Annotated in this window: 12 protein-coding genes and 1 pseudogene; 6 read left to right on the top strand and 7 right to left on the bottom strand. The window is 71.1% G+C overall.

The genetic code is table 11. The annotated features are described in order from the left end of the window. Window positions 1–203: 203 nt before the first annotated feature. On the bottom strand, window positions 204–1,340 hold the full coding sequence (locus ACFXJ5_RS16970) for a chitinase (RefSeq protein WP_384631173.1): 1,137 nt from the start codon (window positions 1,338–1,340) through the stop codon (window positions 204–206). Between the two features lie 220 nt (window positions 1,341–1,560). Next, the gene (locus tag ACFXJ5_RS16965) at window positions 1,561–2,613 is read right to left on the bottom strand and encodes a LacI family DNA-binding transcriptional regulator (protein ID WP_384631172.1); all 1,053 of its coding nucleotides are present in this window, start codon (window positions 2,611–2,613) and stop codon (window positions 1,561–1,563) included. 289 nt (window positions 2,614–2,902) lie between these two features. Here ACFXJ5_RS16965 and ACFXJ5_RS16960 point away from each other — a divergent pair, with 289 nt between their 5' ends. Both ACFXJ5_RS16960 and ACFXJ5_RS16955 read left to right on the top strand, forming a co-directional pair. Continuing rightward, the gene (locus ACFXJ5_RS16960) at window positions 2,903–5,065 is read left to right on the top strand and encodes a discoidin domain-containing protein (RefSeq protein WP_384631171.1); all 2,163 of its coding nucleotides are present in this window, start codon (window positions 2,903–2,905) and stop codon (window positions 5,063–5,065) included. Between the two features lie 160 nt (window positions 5,066–5,225). Beyond that, window positions 5,226–8,405: a glycoside hydrolase family 3 C-terminal domain-containing protein gene (locus tag ACFXJ5_RS16955; protein WP_459253987.1), complete on the top strand. Its 3,180-nt coding sequence runs from the start codon at window positions 5,226–5,228 to the stop codon at window positions 8,403–8,405. Between the two features lie 9 nt (window positions 8,406–8,414). Here ACFXJ5_RS16955 and ACFXJ5_RS16950 read toward each other — a convergent pair whose 3' ends face one another. Together ACFXJ5_RS16950 and ACFXJ5_RS16945 are read right to left on the bottom strand one after the other, a co-directional pair. Next, complete coding sequence (locus ACFXJ5_RS16950) at window positions 8,415–9,518, bottom strand: polyprenyl synthetase family protein (RefSeq protein WP_384631169.1); 1,104 nt, start codon at window positions 9,516–9,518, stop codon at window positions 8,415–8,417. After that, window positions 9,515–10,555, bottom strand: a complete 1,041-nt coding sequence (locus ACFXJ5_RS16945) for a tetratricopeptide repeat protein (protein ID WP_384631168.1) — start codon at window positions 10,553–10,555, stop codon at window positions 9,515–9,517. Before ACFXJ5_RS16945 ends, ACFXJ5_RS16950 begins: the two co-directional genes overlap by 4 nt. A 144-nt stretch (window positions 10,556–10,699) precedes the next feature. On the opposite strand from ACFXJ5_RS16945, the pseudogene ACFXJ5_RS16940 reads away from it, so the two are divergent. From ACFXJ5_RS16940 to ACFXJ5_RS16930, 3 genes and pseudogenes are all read left to right on the top strand, one after another. Continuing rightward, window positions 10,700–10,864: pseudogene (locus ACFXJ5_RS16940) on the top strand (Appr-1-p processing protein); the annotation flags it as partial. Between the two features lie 68 nt (window positions 10,865–10,932). Further along, the gene (locus tag ACFXJ5_RS16935; protein ID WP_384631167.1) at window positions 10,933–11,361 is read left to right on the top strand and encodes a hypothetical protein; all 429 of its coding nucleotides are present in this window, start codon (window positions 10,933–10,935) and stop codon (window positions 11,359–11,361) included. 37 nt (window positions 11,362–11,398) lie between these two features. Continuing rightward, the gene (locus ACFXJ5_RS16930; protein WP_384631166.1) at window positions 11,399–12,628 is read left to right on the top strand and encodes a PP2C family protein-serine/threonine phosphatase; all 1,230 of its coding nucleotides are present in this window, start codon (window positions 11,399–11,401) and stop codon (window positions 12,626–12,628) included. Between the two features lie 47 nt (window positions 12,629–12,675). Here the strand turns inward: ACFXJ5_RS16930 and ACFXJ5_RS16925 are convergent, their stop codons facing one another. Beyond that, entirely contained in the window at window positions 12,676–12,945 is a 270-nt protein-coding gene (locus tag ACFXJ5_RS16925; protein WP_384631165.1) for a hypothetical protein, read from the bottom strand. A gap of 48 nt (window positions 12,946–12,993) precedes the next feature. Further along, the gene (locus tag ACFXJ5_RS16920; protein WP_384631164.1) at window positions 12,994–13,575 is read right to left on the bottom strand and encodes a helix-turn-helix domain-containing protein; all 582 of its coding nucleotides are present in this window, start codon (window positions 13,573–13,575) and stop codon (window positions 12,994–12,996) included. 276 nt (window positions 13,576–13,851) lie between these two features. On the opposite strand from ACFXJ5_RS16920, the gene ACFXJ5_RS16915 reads away from it, so the two are divergent. Next, a complete protein-coding gene (locus ACFXJ5_RS16915; RefSeq protein WP_384631163.1) occupies window positions 13,852–15,015 on the top strand; it encodes a benzoate/H(+) symporter BenE family transporter in 1,164 nt (387 codons plus the stop codon). Here the strand turns inward: ACFXJ5_RS16915 and yczR are convergent, their stop codons facing one another. Then, window positions 15,016–16,461 carry a MocR-like transcription factor YczR gene (gene yczR / locus ACFXJ5_RS16910; RefSeq protein ID WP_384631162.1) on the bottom strand — a complete coding sequence of 482 codons (1,446 nt, stop codon included), beginning with the start codon at window positions 16,459–16,461 and terminating at the stop codon, window positions 15,016–15,018. Between the last annotated feature and the right edge of the window lie 27 nt (window positions 16,462–16,488).

Raw genomic sequence — 16,488 nt, 5'->3', positions numbered from 1 at the left:
ATCCTGATCAACTTTTTGTGCAGCGGTTGTGCAAGATGATCAACCAAGGTGCTGTAAAGCCGCTGGTCAGATCTTTCTTCATGCAGTACTTCGACATCCAAGCCGAAACACCGTCTCCACGCCGTCGGCCGTGCCATCCCGTGAGGGGGTGGCACGGCCGACGTGTTGTTCGGGCACGTCAATTCAGCTCAGGGATTCAGGGATCACATACGCCGGTTGCGAGCCGTCGGTGCCGGGGAGGCGGGAGTCGGTGAGGCCCCGGTGGGGAGATCGCCGGGCTTGGTCCTGCGGCCGTGGTTGAAGGGCTCGAAGGCGTGGCTGAAGTACCAGTCCGGCTGCTCGACACCGGAGCACGTGGGGGCGCTGGCGGTGCCGGGGCAGCCGCCGTTGTCGCGCTGGAGGGCCCAGAAGGAGAGGGTGTTGATCCCCTTGGAGACGGCCCAGTGCTCGACGGTGACGGCGTCGGCCGTGGTGAACGTCTCGTTGGGTCCGTAGTCGTCGATCCCGGGCATCTCGATGACGCCGATCATGTTCCACAGCTTCGCCGACGACTTCGACGGGTACAGCGCGGCCAGTTGGTCGTGCAGGGCGGCCGCGGCCGTCTCGGTGTCGGCCGCCATGTCGTGGTCCAGGCCGTCCCAGTAGTCGAACGTCATGATGTTGACGATGTCCACCCGGGCACCGTTGTCGACGGCGTTCTGCAGCAAGTCGAGGCTGTTGTACTCGAGCCCGGTCGGGGCCGCAGGCAGGGTGTAGGCGAACTGCACGCTGTGGCCGGTGCGCTGGGCCCAGCGCTGGACCTGCGCGATCGCCTTGTTGCGGCGGTCGACCCCGGCGGCGTTGTTGACGGAGGCGCCCTCGATGTCGAGGTCGATCCGGGTGACGCCGTACGTCGTGACCAGGCTTTCGTACACCTTCGCGATGGCGTCGACGCTTGTGCAGCTGTCGGCGAGCTCGGTCTGGTTGCCGTCCGCCTGGCCGCCGCCGAAGGACGGAATGACGTTGCCGCCGCGCGCCTGGATCTTCGCTATGTCGCTGCCGAAGACCGACTTGGAGATCGGCTGGGTCGTCTCGCCGTTCCAGTACGCCGTACACGATCCGGGCGCGTCGGTCTGGAGGAAGGCCATCGTCAGGTACGTGTTGCCGGACTCGGCGGCGACCGTGGCCGGGCTCTGGCCGGACCAGGTCTCGAAGTACGGGGCCGACAGGTGAGGCGGCATGGGTGCCGACGCGGCCGAGGTGGCCTGGGCGGCGCCTCCCCCGAGGACAACCAGTCCGGCGGACACGGCAGCGGTGGCTATGGCCGCCAGTGACGCGCGAACGGTTTTAGATCGTCTCATCAACGCTCCCACAGAGGAAAAGAGCAAGCAGGACAGGACAGAAACGAGCGCGGATTCTGTGCGAAATCCGTCCGACCGACCACCCACGGCCGCCCCAACCTCCGGGAATGACTCCCGACCCGCCGGACTGCGATCAATGATTGGTCTAGTCCAATCATCTGTCAAGAGTCTTTACTATTAGCTGAGCCGGCACGGCACTGCCGCTCCGCGGTCGCCTCGGTCAGGCGGACTGCCGTGCCACCAGGGCGGGTTGGAAGATCACAGAGGTGACCGGGCGGTCGGGCTCGTTGATCCGGCGGAGCAGGAGGCGGGCCATTTCGGCGGCCATCTCCTCGACGGGCTGACGGACCGTGGTCAGGGGCGGGTCGCAGGCGAGGGCGGCGCTGCTGTCGTCGAAGCCGACGACGGCGACGTCCTCGGGAACGCGGCGGCCCTGGCGGTAGAGGACCGGGAGGGCGCCCAGGGCCATCAGGTCGGAGGCGATGAAGACGCCGTCGAGGCCGGGGTGTTCGCCGAGGAGTCGCTTCATGGCGGCGGCGCCGCCCGCTTGGGTGAAGTCGCCTTCGGCGGAGATGATGTCGGGTCTGCCGTGCTCGGCCATCGCGGCGCGGAATCCGGCGAGGCGGTCCTGGCCGGCGGGCATGTCCAGGGGGCCGGAGATGGTGACGATGTTGCGGCAGCCCAGGGCGACGAGGTGGTCGGCGGCGACCTTGGCGCCGGCCTGCTGGTCGACGTCGACGAAGCTGATATCGGTCGGCTGGGCGGGGCGGGCGGCCAGGACGGCGGGGAGCCCGGTTCTGGTGAGCATGGAGGGGAGCGGGTCGGCGGCGTGTGAGGAGATGAGGATGACGCCGTCGACGTGCCCCTGGCGCAGGTAGCTGACGAGCTGGGTGCGGGAGGTGTCGTCGTCGGCGAGCATCAGCAGCATCTGGGTGCCCGCCGGGCGCAGGACGTCGAGCACACCGCTGACCACCCTGCCGAAGTGGGGGTCGGTGAACATCCGCCCTATGAAGGCGTCCGTGACCTCCCGCTGCTCCCGCTCGGAGACGACCAGGGCGATGGAGCCCGTGCGCCGGGTGACCAGGGAGCGGGCGGCCCGGTTCGGTACGTACCGGGTGTCGGCGATGGCACGCTCGACGGCGCGTCGCATGGCCGGGTCGACGGTCTGCGCACCGTTGATCACCCGGGACACGGTGGCCCGGGAGACGCCTGCCACGAGTGCGACGTCCTCCAGGGTGGCCGGCCGGGGCAGCGGGGGCGGATCGGAGCTCATCACGCCTTTATACCCTGGCCACTTGGTCGAGAGAGCGCTCCCCCGGGGAGTCGGCCCCAGGGCAACGCATACGAACTGTCGAGGCATCGGACACGGCCCCCGGCCGACCGACGCCACGTATCCCGTCAAGTCCGGCAAATAGCCCGGGTCTTGGGCGAGTTGACTGTCAACTAATGAAGGCTTCGGCCGGATCTCGTCCTACTCGTTGACATGTAAGCAACAGCGCCGTAATTATCGCAGGACCCGAGAGAGCGCTCTCTCTGCCTGGCGACTACCGAGAGGAGACGCCATGACAGGCAGTCCCCCCACCCCCTTCGCAAGACGCCTGAGCTACCGCAGCATCGCCCTCGCAGTCGTCTCCGCTCTCGTGGCGGTGCTCGCCGTGGCCGTGACCGGCTCACCGGCCCAGGCCGCCGCGACGCTGCTCTCCCAGGGGAAGACGGCGACCGCCTCCTCGGTCGAGAACGCCGGCACCCCCGCCTCCGCAGCGGTCGACGGCGACGCGGGCACCCGCTGGTCCTCCGCCGCCGCCGACCCGCAGTGGCTCCAGGTCGACCTCGGCGCGGCCGCCACGATCAGCCAGGTCATCCTGAACTGGGAGACCGCGTACGCCACCGCCTACCAGATCCAGACCTCCACCGACGGCACCAACTGGACCAGCATCCGGTCCACCACCACCGGCACCGGCGGCACCGAGACCCTGAGCGTCACCGGCACCGGCCGCTACGTCCGCGTGTACGGCACCCAGCGCGCGACCCAATACGGCTACTCGCTCTGGGAGTTCCAGGTCTACGGCACCGCCGGCACCACCGACGCGGGCTGCGGCACCACCAACGCGGCACTCAACAAGACCGCCACCGCGTCGTCCACCGAGAACTCCGGCACCCCCGCCTCCGCAGCGGTCGACGGCAACACGGGGACCCGCTGGTCCTCCGCCGCCTCCGACCCGCAGTGGCTCCAGGTCGACCTCGGCTCGAGCCAGTCCGTCTGCGGGGTCCAGCTCAGCTGGGAGACCGCGTACGCGACCGCGTACCAGATCCAGGTCTCCACCGACGGCACCAACTGGACCAGCGTCCACTCCACGACCACCGGCCCGGGGGCGACCGAGCTGATCACCCTCTCCGGCACCGGCCGCTACATCCGGATGTACGGGACCCAGCGCGCCACCCAGTACGGCTACTCCCTCTGGGAGTTCCAGGTCTTCACCACCGGCACCACGACCCCGCCGTCGGACAGCTCCGTACTGCTCTCGTACGGCAAGCCGGCCACCGCCTCCACCTACCAGGACAGCGCCAACTGCTCGGGCTGCACCCCGGCCAAGGCGTTCGACGAGGACCCGGCCACCCGCTGGGCGACCAGTGACACCAACGGCTGGGTCGACCCCGGCTGGATCGCCGTGGACCTGGGAGCCACCGCGCACATCGACAAGGTCGTCCTGCAATGGGACCCGGCCTACGCGACCGCGTACCAGATCCAGGTCTCGTCCGACGGCACCAACTGGACGAGCATCTACTCGACCACCACCGGCACGGGCTTCAAGGAGACGCTGACCGTCGACGGCACGGGCCGATACGTGCGGATGTACGGCACCGCACGCGGCACTGCGTACGGCTACTCCCTCTGGACCTTCGACGTCTACGGCACCGGCGGCAACCCCACCGCTCCCCCGGCGCTGCCGCCGAACCCGGGCAACCCGGAACACGTGGTGTGGAGCGACGAGTTCAACGCCGCCTCCGGGACCACCCCGGACTCGTCCAAGTGGACGGCGGACGCGGGCGCCGGCGTGAACAACGAGCTGGAGTACTACACCGACAACAAGAACGCCTACCAGGACGGGAACGGCAATCTGGTCCTGGAGGCCCGCAAGGAGGTCACCCCCGGCTCCAGCTGCCCCACGGACCCGCTGAGCGGCAGCACGACCTGCCAGTACACCTCGGGCCGGATCAACACCTCCGACCACTTCAACTTCACCTACGGCCATGTCGAGGCCCGCATCAAGGTGACCGGCACCCAGGGACTGTGGCCCGCCTTCTGGCTGCTCGGCTCCAACTTCAAGACCGGTACGCCGTGGCCCAACTGCGGTGAGATCGACATCATGGAGCACGTCGGCAAGGTCGCGGACTCCGTCTACTCGACCATTCACGCGCCCGCCTACTTCGGCGCCGGCGGCTACGGCCTCCCCTACACGGTCGCGGGCAGCGACTTCGCGAGCGCCTTCCACACCTACGCCCTGGACTGGGACTCCAGCCACATGACGTTCTCGGTGGACGGCAACGCCTTCTTCACCGTGGAGCGTTCGACCCTGGAACAGACCAAGGGCCCCTGGGTGTACGACCACCCGTTCTACATCATCCTCAACAACGCGGTGGGCGGTGACTGGCCCGGCGCTCCCGACGCCTCGACCGTCTTCCCGCAGAAGATGCTGATCGACTACGTGCGCGTCTCGCAGTAACCCCCCACACGTCCAGACCTCCAGACCCCCCACATCCCCCCACATATCCCCCCACACCCGTAAGAGAAGGGCAGCCACCATGTCCCAGACGCGGTACGCGAGACGACGCCGGCGCGCGTCGACGTCGAGGTCACGGCTGGCTGCCCTTCTCGGGTTCCTGATGATCGCCGTCCTCGGCCTGATGAGCACGCCTCAGCAGGCCGTGGCCGCCGATCCCGTCCTGCTCTCCCAGGGGAAGGCCGCGACGGCGTCCTCGACCGAGAACACGGCCTCGCCCGCGTCCGCGGCCGTGGACGGCGACACCGGCACCCGCTGGTCCAGCGCCTTCAGCGATCCGCAGTGGCTCCAGGTCGATCTGGGGTCGACCCAGTCGATCACCCAGGTCGTCCTCACCTGGGAGACGGCGTACGCGACGGCGTTCCAGATCCAGACCTCGGCGGACGGCACGAGCTGGACCTCCGTCTACTCCACCACCACCGGCACCGGCGGCACCCAGACGGTGAGCCTCACCGGCAGCGGCCGCTACGTCCGCATGTACGGCACCCAGCGGGCCACCCAGTACGGCTACTCCCTCTGGGAGTTCCAGGTCTACGGCGGCTCGGCGGCCGCCTGCGGCACCGCGACCGCCGCGCTGGGCAAGCCCGCCACCGCGTCCTCCACCGAGAACACCGGCACCCCGGCGAGCTCGGCCTTCGACGGCAACCTCGGCACCCGTTGGTCCAGCGCCGCCAGTGATCCGCAGTGGCTGCAGGTCGACCTCGGCTCCAGCCAGACGATCTGCGGGGCACAGCTGAGCTGGGAGACGGCGTACGGGAAGGCGTACCAGATCCAGACCTCGGCGGACGGCACGAACTGGTCCACCGTCTACTCCACCACCACGGGCACGGGCAACACCGAGACGCTGAGCCTGAACGGCACCGGCCGCTACGTCCGCCTGTACGGCACCCAGCGGGCCACCCAGTACGGCTACTCCCTCTGGGAGTTCACGCTTCTCACCCCCGGCGGCACCACCCCGCCCTCCGGCGGAAACGGGGTCTGCCCCTGGGTGGGCTCCAGCGCACCGGTCGCCGACCGTGTCGCCCAGGTCATGGAGCAGATGACGCAGGCCCAGAAGATCCAGATGCTGCACGGCAACGGCGACTCCTCGCCCTACATCGGCGACATGTCCGCGATCCCGTCGCTGTGCATCCCCGCGATGGGCTTCCAGGACGGCCCCAGCGGCGTGGGTGACGGCCTCGGCGGCGTGACCCAGCTGCCCTCGGCCGTGTCGTCCGCCGCGACCTGGGACACCGGTCTGCAACAGCAGTACGGCGCCGTCGCCGGGAACGAGTTCGCGGGCAAGGGCGCCGATGTGGCGCTCGGCCCGACGCTCAACATCGTGCGCGACCCGCGCTGGGGCCGGGCCTTCGAGACGTACAGCGAGGACCCGTATCTCAGCGGGCAGATGGCCACCGCCTCCATCCAGGGCCTGCAGAGCCAGGGCGTCATGGCGCAGGCCAAGCACGCGGCGGTCTACAACCAGGAGACCAACCGCAACGGGCCGGCCGACAACGCCGTCGTGGACACCCGGACCCTGCAGGAGATCTATCTGCCCGCCTTCCAGGACGCGGTGAGCAAGGGCGCGGCCGCGTCGGTGATGTGCGGCTACAGCACGGTCAACGGCACGTACGCCTGCGAGAACCCGTATCTGCTGAACACCGCCCTCTACCAGCAGGCGGGCTTCGGCGGATTCGTCACCAGCGACTGGGGCGCGGCGCACTCCACCGTCGCGGCGGCGAACAACGGGATGACGATGGAGATGCCGGGCGGCTACTTCTACGCCGACTTCCTGGCCCAGGCGCTCGCCAACGGCCAGGTCAGCCAGGCCACGCTGAACACGATGGTGAGCCGGGTGCTGACCCAGATGTTCTCCTTCGGCCTCTTCGACAAGACGAAGACCGGCTCGACCACGGCGGTCGTCACCTCCGCCGCGCACCAGGCGACCGCCCGCCAGGTCGCCGAGCAGGGCAGCGTCCTGCTGAAGAACACCGGGATCCTGCCGCTGTCGACCTCGACGACGAAGTCCATCGCGGTCCTCGGCACCGACGGCGGCGCCGGCGTGCAGAGCGTGGGCGGCGGCAGCGCCACCGCCACCAGCTCCGGTACGGTCTCGCCGCTGACGGGCATCCAGAACCGGGCGGGCTCCGGGGTCAGCGTGCAGTACAACGACGCCTCCGACATCGCGTCGGCGGTCACCCTGGCCCGTAACTCCGACGTGGCGATCGTCTTCGCCAGCTACGGGGAGCGGGAGGGCACCGACCTGACCGGCATCGACCTGCCGGGGCAGCAGAACTCGCTGATCTCGCAGGTCGCGGCCGCCAACCCGAAGACCGTCGTGGTCCTCAACACCGGCTCGGCGGTCACCATGCCGTGGCTGGGTCAGGTCCAGGGCGTGCTGGAGAACTGGTACGCCGGCCAGGAGGTGGGCAACGCGGTGGCGGCGCTGCTGTTCGGCGACGTCAACCCCTCGGGGAAGCTGCCGGTCACCTTCCCGGCGAGCCTGGCCGACGTGCCCGCGCACACCACCGCCCAGTGGCCGGGCGACGGGAGCACGGTGCAGTACTCGGAGGGCCTCAAGGTCGGCTACCGGTGGTACGACGCCCAGAACATCACCCCGCTCTACCCCTTCGGGTACGGGCTGTCGTACACGACCTTCTCCTTCTCCGGCCTCCAGGTCGGCGCGCTCGACGCGAGCGGCAATGCCACGGTCAGCGCGACCGTCACCAACACCGGCGGCCGGGCGGGCGCCGAGATCGCCCAGCTGTACGTCGGCGATCCGGCCTCGACGGGTGAACCGGCCAAGCAGCTCAAGGGATTCCAGCGGGTCGACCTGCAACCGGGGGCGAGCCAGACTGTGCACTTCACCGTCACCGCGCACGATCTGGCGCACTGGTCGGACAGCGCCGGCGGCTGGACCACCACCGCCGGCAGCTACCAGATCATGGTCGGCGACTCGTCCAGGAACCTGCCCCTGACCGGGGCCCTGACCGTCAGCAGCACGCTGAGCGCCAAGGCCCTCACCGACACGGGCAGTTCTGGTGGCAGCGTGACGGTGACCAATCCGCACGGCATGAGCAGCCAGGCCCACAGCGCGGTGGAGCTGCGGATCGCCGGACGCACCACCACGGCCGGGTCCGCCCTCACCTTCACCGCGACCGGGCTGCCCGCCGGACTGTCCATCAGCCGCTCCGGGGTGATCTCCGGCACCGCCACCTCCACCGGCACCAGGACGGTCCACGTCACCGCGACCGACAGCGGCGGTGCCACCGATACCGCCGACTTCGTATGGACGGTCAGTTGAGCCCGCGGGTCACATTCTGCGGCTGACGAGGAAGGGCAGAAGCGTACGGATGTCACCGGCCGCGTCCCGTGAGAGCGGGACGCTGTCCAGGCAGTCACGGACGATGTCGAGGTGGCGGTGGGCCTCGTCCAGGGCGGCGGAGTGCCCGCCGGCCTCCTCGATCAGGGCGGCGGCGTCGCGCAGGGCGGCGGCGTCCAGCGGGGTCGGCGAGGTGAGGAGCGCGGTGAGGCGCCGGGCGGCCGGACCGGGGGTGGCCAGGGCGGCGAGGACGGGGAAGGTCTTCTTCGTCTGACGGAGGTCGTTGTGGACGGGCTTGCCGGTGACCTCGGGGTCGCCCCAGATGCCGAGGAGGTCGTCGACGGCCTGGAAGGCCACCCCGAGGTGACGTCCGGCCCGGGCGAGGGCGGCGACGGTCGGGGCCGGAGCTCCGGCGAGCGTCGCGCCCAGGGCGGCGGCGCAGCCGAGGAGGGAGCCGGTCTTGTGGTCGGCCATGGACCGGTACTCGTGCGGTTCCACGGCATGGGGGCCGGTCCACGGGCGGCTTTCGAAGAGCAGATCCTCCGCCTGCCCGCGGACCAGGTCGTTCAGCGCCCCTGCCAGATGCCGTACGGCTTCGCCGCTGTGGGGGTTGCCGGATTCGGCGAGCGTCTCCAGGGCGAGGGCGAACAGTGCGTCCCCCGCGAGGACGGCGGGGCCGGTGCCGTAGGCCTTCCATACGGTCGCGCGCTGCCGGCGCAGCTCGTCGCCGTCCATGATGTCGTCGTGGAGCAGGGAGAAGGTGTGGATCAGCTCGACGGCGACCGCGCCGGCGACGGCGGTCTCGCCGGGCGCGCCGACGGCCTCTGCGCACAGCACGGTGAGGGCCTGGCGCACCCCCTTGCCGCCGGTGCCGCGTCCGGTGCCGGTGCCGCGTCCGGAGCCGATGCCGGTGCCGGGAACCGGCCTGCCGTTCAGCTCGCTCCAGCCGAGCGAGAAGGCCGCCATTTCGCCGGGCCAGGGGTGGAGGCGTCCGATGGCCGCCGCCAGCTGCGGCCGCACGAGTTCGCGGCAGCGGGCCAGGATCTGCTGGGCGGTGGCCTGGGCGGTGCGGTCGGTTGTCGTCGGCACGGTCATCGCCGGGCCTCCCCGTCCAGGCCGAACTCGGCGCGGGCCTTGTCGACCATGTCGCGGGCGTGGCGCAGGCCGATCCGGTCGAGGGTCTCGCGCAGCTCGTCCAGATCGGCGGCGGTCTCCGCGCGGTCCCGCCCGAGATGGGCCAGCGTCTTGACCAGGCCCAGCCGTGCCAGTGCCTCGCCGCGCGGCTCGCTCATGGCGCGGAACTCCGCCAGCGCCTCTTCGTACACCGGCCTGGCCTCCTGGTAACGGCGGGCGCGGAAGAGCACGTTGCCGCGCATCTTGTGGTTGTAGGCCAGGGCGCTGGACAAGGTCATCTCGCGGCAGGTGAGTTCCGCTTCGGCGAGCAGTGCCAGGGCGCGGTCGGCGTCCTCGTCCCGTACGGACACGATGTCGGCGATGCCGCGCAGTGCCCAGGCCCGGCCCCGGCGGTCGTCGGCCTTCTCCGCTATCGCGGCCGCTTCCTCGAACATCGCCAGCGCGGTGTCGTACAAGCCGGTGTTGCGGTGTATCTGCGCGATGCCCTCCAGCGCCCACACCGTGTGCCGGGCCTCGCCGCGCCTCCTGGCTTCGGCGAGCAGCTGCTCGTGCAGGGTCGCCACGGACGCGTAGTCCCCCTGGATCCGGCCGGTCTCCGCCATCCCGGCGAGCGAGTATCCCCGTACGACCACGTCCCCGCCGCGCTCACCCAGCTCCGCCGCGAGCCCGAGCAGCCGGCGCGCCAGCGCCAGCGCGCCCCGCTGCCGGGCCAGCGTGCCGCCGCTCCACAGCGCCCACGCCATCGCCCCGAGGTCACCGACGGACCGAGCCGCGCCGTAGCTCGCCTTCCACGCCCGGTCGGCCTCGGCGACATGCCCCAGCCGCCGGTGCGCCTCCGCGACGGCCAGCGCCGACCGCGACACCTCCTCCCGCGACCCCGCGCGCTCCGCCCACCTCAACTGCTCCTTTCCCTTGGCCAGTACGTCCACCAGGGAGGAGTTCACCGACAGGGAGGTGAGCGCCCCTTGATACTCCGGGGCGAATGCCTTGCTGTACATGGATGCCCTTCTGCTCTCTCCATACCGCGTATGCATACGCGGTATGTACGAGGACGCAGAAGCTCCGGTCGAGGTTGAGCCGTGCGCCGATTGTCAGTGCCGCCCGCTACGGTGCGGATCACGGCGGGCAATGACTTCGGCCCCGGCAGCAAGGGCGTCCCCGGCCGCGTGGCCGGGCTCGGTGCGTCCGTGCATATGCCTCGTATCGGGTGTGGGCCGGCGGGCGGACGATGGGAGAGGATTGAACCGCTGGTCCTGGCGAGGCTGAGCGAGCAGGGCATAGCGGTGACGGTGTACGACCACGACTGAAGCGGTGTTTGCCCGGCGTGGCACGATGTGGATAGGCAAAGGACCAGGAGGCTGCGGTCATGCTGAGCATGAACAAATACAGTCGCGAGTACATCGACGACTGCCGGGCGAAGATCGAGGGGCAGGTCGCCGCGTACCGCGAGACGGCGGCCGCCGGAGCGGCCCTGGGCGGTGAGGGCAAGGCGCGGTACGACGCCGCGGCGGAGGCCTTCGAGCCGGTGTTCTTCAACAACATGGTCCAGGTCCTGGACAACTACTTCGTGCACCGCAGCCGCACGCTGGAGAAGAAGGACGGCAACGCGCTCAACGAGGTGCGAGTGCTGTGCACCTCGATGACGAGCAATGACGGCAAGCTGTCAGCCGACAAGCAGATCCGGCTGAACCCCGAGAAATCGGTGCTGGGGTACAAGGTGGGCGACGTGATCGCGTTGCGCGAGAACGACTTCCAGCTGCTCGCCAAGGCTTTCTTCGCCGAGATCGAGGCCAAGTTCCTCTAGAAGCGAAGCTGCGGGGGCTTCACTAAGCAGGTGGCACGTGAGCGGGGAGAAGATCGATTACGCGGCCGTGTTCCAGGCCCTGCCCGGTGCCGCCGCGCTCCTGACGCCGCAGCTGGTCGTGGCCGACGTCAATGACGAGTATCTGCGGCTCGCGGGGAAGCACCGGTGGGAGCTGGTGGGGCGGCATCTCCTCGATGTGTTCCCCGACAATCCGGCGAATTCCGGGGCGACCGGAATGCGGCACGTGCAGGCCTCGCTGCGCCGGGTCACGGAGACAGGCGAGCGGGAGAGCATGGCGCTGCAGCGGTACGACGTGGAGGTCCCGGGCCATCCGGGGACGTTCGAGGAGCGGTACTGGAGCCCGGTGAACACGCCCGTGGTCGGGCCTGACGGGCAGGTGACGCTGATCGTGCACCGGGTGGAGGAGGTGACCGAGCTGATCCGGCGCCAGGGGACCCCGGACGGGGACGACCGGCAGCGCGTGCTGGAGGCGGACCTGTACACCCGCGCCCGGGAGCTCCAGGAGGTCAACGACCGGCTGCGGCAGGCAAACGCCCGGGAGCGGGAAGTGGCTCTGGCCCTGCAGGAGGCCATGCTCCCCGCACCGCAGCCCGTGGGGCCGCACCTGACCGCCGTGCGCTACCGGCCCGCCACCACCGCGCTCAATGTATGCGGCGACTGGTACGACCTGGTGGTGCTGCCCGACGAGCGCTGCGCGGTGGCGGTGGGGGACGTGGTCGGGCACGGACTGGCGGCCGCGTGCGTCATGGGGCAGCTGCGCAGTGCGCTCAGCGCGGCGGTACGGGTCGCGGAGGGGCCCGCGCAGGCGCTGGAGGGGCTTGAGCTGTACGCCCGGTCGGTGCCGGGGGCCGAGTCGACGACGGCGGTGCAGGCGGTGATCGACGATGCCGCGCACACCATCACGTACAGCAGCGCCGGCCATCCGCCGCCCGTGCTGGTGAGTCCGGGCGGCACGGTGGAGTTCCTGGACCAGGCGACTGATCCGCCGCTCGCGGCCCGGCCGGATCAGCGGTCGAGGCCACAGGCCGGCGTTTCCTTCAGGGCCGGCGGCCTGCTGGCGCTCTACACCGACGGCCTCATCGAGCGCCGTAGGGAGGACATCGACACCGGCCTGGCCCGGCTCGCCGAGAGCCTGGTCCGGCACGGCAGCCTCGACCCCGAGTCGCTGGCCGACGCCCTGCTGGACGACCTGACCCCGGCGCACGGCACCGCGGACGACACAGCCCTGGTCGTCATCCGGCTCTGACGACCGTGCCCGCCGCCGCGTGTGCGGCGGCGGGCACGGTCGTCGGATCAGGCGTGGTGGCGGATCAGTGAACGGACCAGGTGGCAGGTGGTGTTGGATGGCGGGTGCACGCCGATGCGGGCCGCGGTGGAACGTATCCGCACATTGTGGGCCTGGGCGGGCGTGTAGACCCCCGCGTCGAGCAGGGCGATGGCCAGGCGCATGGCCTTCAGCCGGCGGTTGTGGGACACGTACCACTCGCGCGGCTGTCCGGCGGGCAGGGGCTTCTTCGGCAGAGATGTGGTCAGAGGAGTGGTCAGGGTTGCGGAAGCGGTCATGGGCAACCTCCTGAGGCGGTCGGCGAACTCTCGCTCACTCCTTCGATTTTACCCCGTGCCGCCGACAAATCCCCTGATCAGAACCGGACTTCGGATGAGGAGTGCGGCCTCGACCTCGACCTCGCCGACCGCCGCGTAGGTGTGCGGGACGTCGGCGGACCAGCTGACGTGACCGCCCGGGCCCGCCGTCAACGGCGCCTCGGCGGGACCGACTTGGGCGGTGCCCGAGAAGACGGTCAGGTACTCGACGGTGCCGGGCGGGTGCGGCGGGGACGTCTGGGTGCGGCCGGGCCGGATCCGGAGGCGGTAGAGCTCGGTGGTGGAGCCGTCGGCGTCGGTGAAGGCCTCCAGAAGCGTGGCGGAGACGGCGGCGCCGTGCAGGGTCTTCGCGCCTGGCGTGGTGGGCTCGGGGAGGACGGCGGCCAGGGGTACGCCGAGTTGTCCCGTGAGTGCGTAGAGGGTCTCGACGGTGGGGTTGGTGCGGGTACCCGCTTCCAGGCCGGAGAGGGTCGCCTTGCCGACGCCCGCCCGGTGGGCCAGCTCCGAGAGGGACAGCCCCCGCTCGCGGCGGAGCCGCGCGATTCGGGTGCCGATCGCTGCCGCGAGGTCGCCGGGGGCGCTTGCGCTCATGGCCGACAGTATCGCCTGGCCGCCGCCTCTCCGGGGTTGCACCCCGGACCCCCGGCCAACCCCGGTCCCGGCTGCGGACCGTCAGCCGCCGACGCACCCCCGGCCACCCACCGTCGTGGTGCGCGCCCGTTGCCGGGTGCGGGCGGGTTGGGCCAGCCTCCCCCAAAGCTTCCTTTGGGAGGTGCCCCCACCCCCAGCCTTCGGCCGGGGGGACCCCCACCTCGCTTCGCTCGCCTCAGGCGAGCGGCCTACCCCCAACCCGTTAGGGTGTTCCATATGTGGAACACGGTGTGGACCGGCGTGGTGGCGGCCGTGGTGGGGTTTGCCAGTTCGTTTGCGGTGGTGGTGGCGGGGCTGCGGGCGGTGGGGGCGGATCAGGGGGAGGCGACGTCGGGGCTGTTCATGTTGTGTGTGGCGATGGGGGCGCTGGGGATCGGGTTGGGGCTGCGGTATCGGCAGCCGATCAGCATTGTGTGGTCGACGCCGGGCGCGGCGATGCTGGTGGCGGCGGGGCGGCAGCCGGGGGGATATCGGTATGCGGTGGGGGCGTTCGTGGTGGCCGGCGGGCTGATGCTGCTCACTGGGCTGTCCGGCCGACTGGGCCGCCTGATCGCCGCCATTCCGGCACCGATAGCCGCCGCGATGCTGGCCGGCGTGCTGCTGCAGATCTGCCTCGCCCCGGCGAGGGCCGCCGTGCAACTCCCCGCGCTGGCGCTGCCGGTGATCGCGGCGTGGCTGCTGCTGAGCCGCTTCGCGCGGCGGTGGGCGATACCGGGGGCGCTGGTCGTGGCGCTGGCAGGGATCGCCTGGCACCCGGGGACACAGGGCGCGCACATATCGGGCAGCCTGTTGCCGAGTCTGACGTTCACCATGCCCGCGTTCGGTGCGGGCTCGCTGATCGGTCTGGGCGTCCCGCTCTATCTGGTGACGATGGCCTCGCAGAACCTCCCCGGCGCGGCCGTCCTCGCCACGTACGGTTACCGGCCGCCCATGCGGCCCGTGCTGCTGAGCACCGGCGCCGCCACCGTGCTGGGTGCACCCTTCGGCGGGTTCTCCGTCAACCTGGCGGCGATCACGGCGGCGCTGGCCGCCGGGCCCGACGCGCATCCGCTGCCCGAGCGCCGGTGGGTCGCCTCGGTGACGGCGGGCGGCGCCTACCTGGTCTTCGGGCTGTGCGCGGGCTCGGCCACGCTGCTGCTCGCCGCCGCTCCCCCGCTGCTGATCGAGGCCGTCGCCGGACTCGCGCTGCTGGGCGCGCTGAGCGGCGCCCTCGGTGCCGCGATGGCCGACCCCGAGCGCCGGGAGGCGGCGATGGTGGCCTTCGCCGTGAGCGCGTCGGGGATCACCGTGGCGGGGGTCAGCGCGCCGTTCTGGGGGCTGCTGGCCGGGCTGACGACGCTGGCCGCGCTCACCTTCGTACGCAAGCCACAGCCGGCCTGATCAGGCGACCCAGCGCGGCCGTTCGGCCCCCGGGGACGGCGGCAGGCCGGTGGCGAGGGCGGCGGCCATGCGGCGTACGGCCTCGTCGAGGGTGTCCGCGGGCAGGGTGTACGGGATGCGCAGCCGGTGCTCCAGCGTGCCGGGGTGGGCGGCGAACTGGGTGCCGCTCTCGATCCGTACGCCGTAGTCGAGGGCCCGCTCGGCCAGGGCCGAACCGATCGGCTCGCCCAGGTCGACCCAGAGCCCGAGGCCGCCGGGCGGCGACGGCCGGCTCCACTGCGGGAGGTGCCGGGCCAGGGCGGCGGTGAGGGCCGCGCGTTGCTCGCGCAGCCGCTGCAGGCGGGCCGGCATCAGCTCGCCGTCGCGGGCGAGGAGCACCACGGACAGCAGCTGGTCCAGGACCGCGCCCGCCATGTCGGAGGCGACGCGCTGGCCCGCCAGTTCGGTGACCAGCCGGGAGGGGGCGCGCAGCCAGCCGACGCGCAGACCGCCCCAATGGGTCTTGCTCATCGAGCCGATGGTGATGACGTGGTCGCTCTCGCCGCGCCCCGCGACGCTCGCGAGGGGCGCCGGGGCGGGGACGTCGAGCGCCATGGCGGCGATGGTCTCGTCGACGACCAACAATGTGCCGGACTGCCGGGTGGCCCGCAGGACCCGGGCGCGCTGCTCGTCGGGCATGAGGCAGCCGGTCGGGTTCTGGAAGTCGGGGATCAGGTAGGCGAGGCGGGGCACGGCCTGGCGGCAGGTCGACTCGAAGATCTCGCTGTCCCAGCCGTCGTCGGTGACCGGCACGGGGGCGATCCGCAGCCCGGCGCGACGGATGGCGTCAAGGGCGTTGGCGTACGTCGGGTTCTCGATCAGCACGCGGTCGCCGGGCCCGCACAGCAGGCCGAGCACGAGGGTGTTGGCGTGCTGCGCCCCCGAGGTGATCAGGATCTGCTCCGGCAGGGTGGCCAGGCCGCGCGCGGTGTAGCGGTCGGCGACGGCGGCGCGCAGCTCGGGCAGGCCGTAGGGGTGGTAGCCGGGGGTGTGGGCGTACTCCGCCATCCTGGGCGCGATCTCGGCGAGGGCGTCGGTGAGCACCTGTCCGGGGATCCCGGGGGCCGCCTTCGTGAGGTCGATGGCGGTGTCCTCGGTGCTCAGCAGCCGGTTGACGGCGGCCGGCCGCAGGTCCTCCGGGAGCGCGGTGAAGGTCCCCGAGCCGCGCCTGCTGCGGGCGTAACCCCTCTCCCGGAGCAGGTCGTACGCCGCCGTGACGGTGGCCCGGCTGGTCCGCAGCGCCGGGGCGAGCTCGCGCTCGGCCGGCAGCTTCACGTGCAGCCCGATCCGGCCGTCCAGGATCAACGCGCCGACCGCCTGCGCGAGATGCCGGTAGGCGGGCCGTGCCCCCGCCGGATCGGGCAGCAGTGCGGCGAGCTGCCGGGCGCCGAGCCGTGTCTCCGCCACCGTGCCACTCTCCCGTGATTGGCCATG

This window comes from Streptomyces sp. NPDC059373 (assembly GCF_042751495.1).
Lineage (GTDB): Bacteria > Actinomycetota > Actinomycetes > Streptomycetales > Streptomycetaceae > Actinacidiphila.
This window is presented reverse-complemented; position numbering and strand designations above follow the sequence as displayed.